Source organism: Kitasatospora sp. NPDC024654, assembly GCF_055559155.1.
Window position 1 is genome coordinate 35,994 of the sequence record NZ_JBVHLF010000066.1, and the last position, 6,871, is coordinate 42,864.

The following is a 6,871-nucleotide window of genomic DNA, read 5'->3' on the forward strand; positions in this document are numbered from 1 at the left end:
CCGTCGTCAGCTCACCGCCCACGCCCGCGCAGCAGCCGGCGCAGCGGCGCGGGCACCTTCGGCCGGCCGGTCAGCCGGCCGAAGCGCAGCTCGTACAGTCGCTCCTCGGCCCACCAGAACAGCCGATCGTCGCAGCGGTCCGTGGCCGCCCGGTGCGCCTCACCGACCTGGTCGGCCAACTCCCGGGCTGCCAGGGCCAGTTGGTCCGGCACCACCGGGCAGAGCAGCAACTCGCCGTACCGGGGCAGTCCGAGCAGCGTGCCGTACGGGCACGGGCCGGGCAGGAACCGGTCCAGGCCGAGCAGCGCGCTGGTGGCGAACGGACTGCCGGCCCGGCCGACCGCCCAGACCGGCGCCCCGCCGGCCGGCGGCCGCTCGGCCACCGTGAAGGCGGGCAGCTCGATCCGCAACGTGTTGGCCAGCGCGTGCCCGCCCGGGTCGGCCAGCACCAGCCGCTCGGCGCGCTCCCGGCTGAGCCGCCCGCCGTCGGCGTGGTCGAGCACCACCACCAGGTCCAGCAGCTCGCCGTACGCGGTGCAGAGCAGCCGCCGGCGCTCCGCGGCGGGCAGGCGGGGCGCCACCTGCACCCGCAGCAGCGTCTCGACCTCGCCGAGTTCGCGCCGCTCCCGGACGGCGTCGGCGACCTGCCGCTGCTTCTCGGCGAGCCAGTCCTGCACCCGGCTGGGCCAGGTGTGCTGCGGCACGTCCGCGCAGATCGTGACGATCCCGTCCAGGGAGACGTCCGCGTGCGCGGCGTCGACCAGCAGCACCAGGCGCCCGCTGTCGGCGTCGAGCATCGCGTGCGGCGCCAGCACCGGCAGCAGGTCGGCGACCAGCGCGCGGACCGCCGCCGCGATCTCCCTCTGAGTACTCATCCGCTGTTCCTATCAGTGAGCTGGAGCCGATGACCACCCGGCTGGTCCACCGCCCCACCCGTACCACACGTCCCTTGGTGCACACCGAGCCCAGGGTCGTCGAGGCCCCGCCGAACCTGCCCGAGGGCAAGGCCGGCGGGCTCGCGCAGGCACTGCTGCCGGTGCTGGGGGTGATGAGCTCGGTGGTGATGATGGCCGTGGTGCGCAGCGGCCAGTACGCCGCGATCGGCGCGGTCACCCTGGTGGTCACCCTCTGCGGCACCCTCGGCATGCTCTTCTCCCAGCGCGGCAAGGCGCAGCGCACCCGGCGCGCCCAGCGCGAACGCTACCTGGAGTACCTGGAGCGGCTGCGCGAGGAACTCGCCGCCGAGGAGCGGGAGTTTCGGGTCACCGCGCGGTTGCTGGCGCCGCCGCCGGAGGGGCTGTACGACCTGGTCCGCGACCCGGCCCGGCTCTGGGAGCGGCGCCGGACCGACCCGGACTTCCTGCAGGTGCGGGTCGGCACCGGCGAGCTCCCGGTGCGTCCGCTCACCCTGGCCGGCTCGGGCTCCAACGTGCTCACCCCGACCGACCCGTTCATGCTGAACGAGGCCCGGGCGCTGCTGCACCGCTTCGGCACCGCGACCGACCTGCCGCTGCCGGTCCCGCTGGACCGGGTCGGCGACGTCAGCGTGGTCGGCGAGCGCGCCGACGTGCTGCGGGTGGCCCGGGCGCTGCTGGTGCACGCGGCGGCGGCGCACGCGCCCGACGACCTCCAGCTGGCGCTGGCCTGCCCCGGCGACCGGCTGGCCGACTGGGAGTGGGCCAAGTGGCTGCCGCAGCTGCTCGACGCCGAGCAGTGGGACGGCCCGGTCAGCGCCCGCCGGATCGCCCCCGACCTGGCCACGCTCGCCCCGCTGCTCGGCGACGACCTGCGCCGGCGTGCCTCCTACGCGGCCGAGGCCCGGCGCGGCCTGACCGGCGGCGGCGACGCCCGGGCGCTGACCGCCCGGCTGCTGGTGGTCAGCGACGGCCACGGCACCACGGCCGGCGAACTGCCGCGCCCCGACGAGGCGGTGGCCCTCGCCGAGATGGGCGTCACGGTGCTGCACCTGGTGACCGAGCGGGTCGCCGAGCCGGGTCAGGTGGCGGTCCGGCTCACCGTGGACGGCGACCAGGTCACCGTCGAGGACCTGCGCGGCGAGCAGCCGCTGACCACGCGGGGCACGGTGGACGAGCTCTCCCCGGCCGGCGCCGAGGGCCTGGCCCGGCTGCTCGCGCCGCTGCGACTCTCCGCCGACTCCGCCGCCGAGACCGGCACCGCCGGCCCGGTCGACTTCACCGGCCTGCTGGGTGCCCCGGACCCGGCCGCACTGGACTTCCGCCGGCTCTGGGCCGCCCGTGGCGAGCGCGCCTTCCTGCGGGTGCCGATCGGCGTGAACGACGCCGGGCAACCGGTGCTGCTCGACCTCAAGGAGTCCGCCGAACTGGGCATGGGCCCGCACGGGTTGTGCGTCGGCGCGACCGGCTCGGGCAAGAGCGAGCTGCTGCGCACCCTGGTGCTCGGGCTGCTCGCCACCCATCCGCCCGAGGACCTCTCGATGGTGCTGGTCGACTACAAGGGCGGCGCGACCTTCGCGCCGTTCGAGCAGGTCCCGCACGTCGCCGGGGTGATCACCAACCTGGAGAACGACGCCGGCCTGGTCGAGCGGGTGCACGCCAGCCTGGCCGGCGAGGTGCAGCGCCGCCAGCAGGTGCTGAAGGACGCGGGCAACATCGCGGACATCTCGCACTACCGCGCGCTGCGCGACACGCGGCCCGACCTGCCGCCGCTGCCACACCTGCTGGTGGTGATCGACGAGTTCGGCGAACTGCTCACCGCCAAGCCCGACTTCATCGAGCTGTTCCTGTCGATCGGCCGGATCGGCCGGAGCATCGGCGTGCACCTGCTGCTCTCCAGCCAGCGGATCGAGGGCGGCCGGCTCAAGGGGCTGGACACCTACCTCTCCTACCGGCTCGGGCTGCGCACCTTCTCCCCCGAGGAGAGCCGGACGGTGCTGGAGACACCGGACGCCTTCCACCTGCCGCCGCTTCCCGGTTTCGGCTACCTCAAGGTCGACACCAGCCACTACGAGCGGTTCAAGGCGGGCTTCGTCTCCGGCGCGTACCGCGGCCCCGCGCGGCCGGAGGCGGCGCCGACCGGGCCGCGGGTGCTCCCGTACCCCGCCTACAACCTGCTCGGCGAAGGCGCGGACGAACCGGGGACGGCGAGCGGTGGGGACGCTCCGGCGATGCCCAAGCGCGCCCTGGGCCCGACCGTGCTCGGCCTGATGGTCGACCAACTGTGCGCCGCCGCAGAGCCGGTGCGCCGGATCTGGCTGCCGCCGCTGCCGGCCGGACTCACCCTGGACGCGGTCGCCGGGCCGGTGGAGATCGGCTACCGGGGCATGCAACTGGCCCGCCGGGCCGGCACCTTGCAGATCCCGCTGGGGCTGCTGGACAACCCCGCCCGGCAGTGGCAGGGCCGTTGGAACGTCGACCTCACGATGGCCGGCGGCCACCTCGCGGTGATCGGCGGGCCGCAGTCCGGCAAGACCACGCTGCTGCGCTCGCTGGTGCTCTCGCTGGCGCTCACCCACACCCCGGCCGAGGCCGGCGTCTACGGCGTCGACCTGGTCGGCGGCGGCCTGCAGGCGCTGGCCGGGCTGCCGCAGGTCGGCGGGATGGCCGGGCGGGCCGACCGGGAGCGGGTCCGGCGCACGGTCGAGGAGGTGCACGGCATGCTCGCCGAGCGTGAGGCGCTCTTCCGCGAGCACGGCATCGACTCGGTGGACCAGCTCCGGGCCGCCCGGGCCGCCGGCCGGGTGCCCGAACTCGGCTCTACCGACATGGTGTTGGTGATCGACGGCTTCGGTGCGCTGCGCGACGAGTTCGACCTGCTGGACGACCTGGTGACCGACCTGCTGCAGCGCGGTGGCGGTTACGGCCTCCACGTGGTCGCCGGGATGCTGCGCTGGAACGACGTGCGGATCGCCGCCCAGGCCACCTTCGGCAGCCGGATCGAGCTGCGGCTCAACGACCCCGGCGACAGCAGCATCGACCGCCGACTCGCGCAGACGCTCCCCGCCGGGCAGCCCGGACGCGCGCTCACCGACGGGCAGTTGACCGCCCAGGTGGCGCTGCCCCGGATCGACGGGCTGGCCGCCAGCGCGGATCTGGGCCCGGCGCTGGAGCAGGCGGTGCTGGCGGTCCGGTCCGCCTGGACCGGTGAACTCGCCCAGCCGGTGCGGGTGTTGCCCGCCCGACTGGACGCCGCCGGGTTGCCCGGCCCGGCCGCCGAGCCCCGGCGGGTGCCGATCGGCCTGGACCAGAGCACCCTCTCCCCCATCCCGCTGGACCTCTTCGAGCGCGACCAGCACCTGCTGGTGCTCGGCGACAACGAGTGCGGCAAGACCAACCTGCTGCGGCTGATCGCCCGTGGCCTGGTCGACCGGTACTCCCCCGACCAGCTGGTCTTCGCCGTGATGGACCCGCGGCGCGGGCTGCGTGACCTGGTCCCGGAGGAGTACCAGGGCGGCTACGCCTACAACGCCAAGATCGCCGGCGGGCTGGCCACCGGCATCGCCACCGAGCTGGCCAAGCGGATCCCGGACGAGACCGCCGACCCGCGGGTCCTCGCCGAGGGCTCCTGGTACAGCGGCCCACGGGTGGTCGTGGTCATCGACGACTACGACGTGCTCACCACGGCCGGCCAGACGCCGCTGGCACCCTTCCTGCCGTTCCTGCCCTCCGCACCCGACATCGGCCTGCACTTCGTGGTCACCCGCCGGGTGGCCGGGGCGTCCCGGGCGCTGTACGACCCGTTCCTGCTCACCCTGCGCGAGAGCGGCACCGCCGGCCTGGTGATGCGCGGCGACCGCAGCGAGGGCGAGCTCTTCCCCGGCCTGTACGCCGCGGCCCAGCCGGCCGGCCGGGGCGTGCTGGCCCGCCGCGGCGAGCCGCACCGGCTGGTCCAGACCGCCCTCTGCACCCCGACGGCACCCCAGGAGGGCCCGTGACCAAGGACGTCATCGCCCTGACCCGGCAGATGCCGGACGCCCGCACCCTGCTGGCCGCCCTGCGGGCCGCCGGGCCCGAGCTGCGGCTGCAGACCATCGCCGACGGCGCGGTGCTGCAGCTCTGCGACGAGCGGGGCCGGCCGCTGGTCTCGGTCGAGTCGCCGATCCTGCTCCAGGTGCCGGGCGAGGCCGAACGGCTGCTCGGGCCCGCGGCAGCCGGGGTGCCGACCCCCGGCTGGTGGGTGGAGGCCCGTGCCTCCACCGCCGCCACGGACGCCGAGCGGATCGCCGGAGCGTTCGCCGGGCGGCTCGCGGCCGGGCTCGACGGGCGGGTCTGGCCGGCGGACGCGGTCCCGGACCCCGTCCCGGACGCGGTGGCCCCCGCGGTCGCCGTCCCCGCCGCCGCGCCGGGTCACCCGGCGGTCGACGTGCTCACCGAGCGGGTCGCCGTGGTCATGCAGGACCGGCCGGTGGTGGCGCTGACCTCCTGGCTCGCCGACGCGGTACGGGCCTGCCTGGCCGGGGGCCGCGGCCTGCAACTGGTCACCCCCGGCGGCACCGTGCTCAGCCTGCCCACCCGGATGCTGCTGACCGGCCGCGACTCCCGCTGGGTGGTCCGGGACGAGTCCGGCGGCTACTACGACGGTCTGTCGGGCGCGGTGCTGCACTGGACGGACGGTGCCTTCCAGCCGGTGGCCGCCGGCCCCGACGGCCGGGTGCCGGTGGCCACCGCCTTCACCACCGCCGCTCCCGCCGACGGCACCCAACTGGTGCTCTCCCTGCGCACCCTGCACCCCGCCGACGAGCAGCTGGTGCTGGGCGGCGCGGTCGAGGCCGCCTGGCGCGCCCTCACCGGCGCGCCGCCGGCCGGCTGGGGCACCGCCGAACCGGTCGGACTGCCCTGGTCCGCCGCCGAGTTCACCGAACTCGCCCACCGGCGCTCGCCGCGGGCCACCCTGGCCCTCCTGGTCGGCGCCCCCGACCGGCCCGCCCTGGCCACCGTCCGGGTCGCCCGCACCACCGAGGGCGTCGAGGAGGACATCACGCTGGTCATCGGCCACGGCCCGGACGAGCAGCCGCCGCTCGCCGCCCTCCCGGAGCTGGCCGCCGAACTGACCGCCTCGCACCGGGTCCGCTCGCTGCTGGCACAACGCCGCACCGGCCGCCGCGACCTCGGCGTGCCCGCGCGGTTCGAGTCGATCCCGGTCCCGCTCTGCTTCGCCCTCGGCCCCGACGCCGTCCAGCAGGTCGGCCTCTCGCACGCCCGCCGCCCCCCGATCGCCGCCACCCCGCGCCCGCTCGGCCCCACCAACCGCCCCGGCCTCCTCTACCTCCTCGAAGGCCACGGCGGCGGCGCCCCCGGCCCCGCCTGGACCGCCCTGGAACAGCTGCTGCGCCACCTCAGGCAGTAGCTCCGTCAGCCCCGCGCCGACGAGGCCGCCACTCAGCCGACCGGCGCCAACGGGGTTGCCGGCCGGCGCGGTTCGCCACGGAACACCTGGGCGGTGTGCCACTGCCGATGGGCCTGGGCGACGGCCGGACGACCCGGCTGCGGGCCCATGACCCTTCGGCCGGACAGGGCGAGGACCTGCTGCCTGGTGTTCTCGTTCCGGCCGACGAAGCTCTGCGAGACCGTGATGCGGTGGTCCGCCCCCAGCCCCAGCACGCCCTTGTCGAAGAGCTTGTGGTGCAGCGAGCAGAGGCACAGACCGTTGTCGACCTCGTCCGGCCCCGCGAACGCCCACCACCGCACGTGCGCCGCCTCCAGGCCCACCGGACGGGCGCCGATCGCGCCGTCGTAGCCGCAGAAGGCGCACTGGAACTCGTAGGCGGTCAGCACCAGTTCCCGCATCCGCCGGTCCCGGGCCCGGGGGGGGGGGGGGGGGGGGGGGGGGGGGGGGGGGGGGGGGGGGGGGGGGGGGGGGGGGGGGGGGGGGGGGGGGGGGGGGGGGGGGGGGG

Annotated in this window: 3 protein-coding genes and 1 pseudogene; 2 read left to right on the forward strand and 2 right to left on the reverse strand. The window is 76.1% G+C overall.

The annotated features are described in order from the left end of the window. Window positions 1–11 precede the first annotated feature (11 nt). A complete protein-coding gene (locus ACZ38L_RS29335) occupies window positions 12–875 on the reverse strand; it encodes a hypothetical protein (RefSeq protein ID WP_465698848.1) in 864 nt (287 codons plus the stop codon). Window positions 876–904: 29 nt separating this feature from the next. Here ACZ38L_RS29335 and eccCa point away from each other — a divergent pair, with 29 nt between their 5' ends. Both eccCa and ACZ38L_RS29345 read left to right on the forward strand, forming a co-directional pair. Beyond that, on the forward strand, window positions 905–4,912 hold the full coding sequence (gene eccCa / locus ACZ38L_RS29340) for a type VII secretion protein EccCa (RefSeq protein WP_465698850.1): 4,008 nt from the start codon (window positions 905–907) through the stop codon (window positions 4,910–4,912). Continuing rightward, complete coding sequence (locus tag ACZ38L_RS29345; RefSeq protein WP_465698852.1) at window positions 4,909–6,324, forward strand: DUF6177 family protein; 1,416 nt, start codon at window positions 4,909–4,911, stop codon at window positions 6,322–6,324. Before eccCa ends, ACZ38L_RS29345 begins: the two co-directional genes overlap by 4 nt. Before the next feature lie 32 nt (window positions 6,325–6,356). Here ACZ38L_RS29345 and ACZ38L_RS29350 read toward each other — a convergent pair. Beyond that, window positions 6,357–6,785, reverse strand: a pseudogene (locus ACZ38L_RS29350) (HNH endonuclease); the annotation flags it as partial. Between the last annotated feature and the right edge of the window lie 86 nt (window positions 6,786–6,871).

Bases quoted from the DNA above. Each gene is read 5' to 3' on its own strand.
- ACZ38L_RS29335 (WP_465698848.1), bottom strand. From the start codon at position 875: ATGAGTACTCAGAGGGAGATCGCGGCGGCGGTCCGCGCGCTGGTCGCC.
- eccCa (WP_465698850.1), top strand. From the start codon at position 905: ATGACCACCCGGCTGGTCCACCGCCCCACCCGTACCACACGTCCCTTG.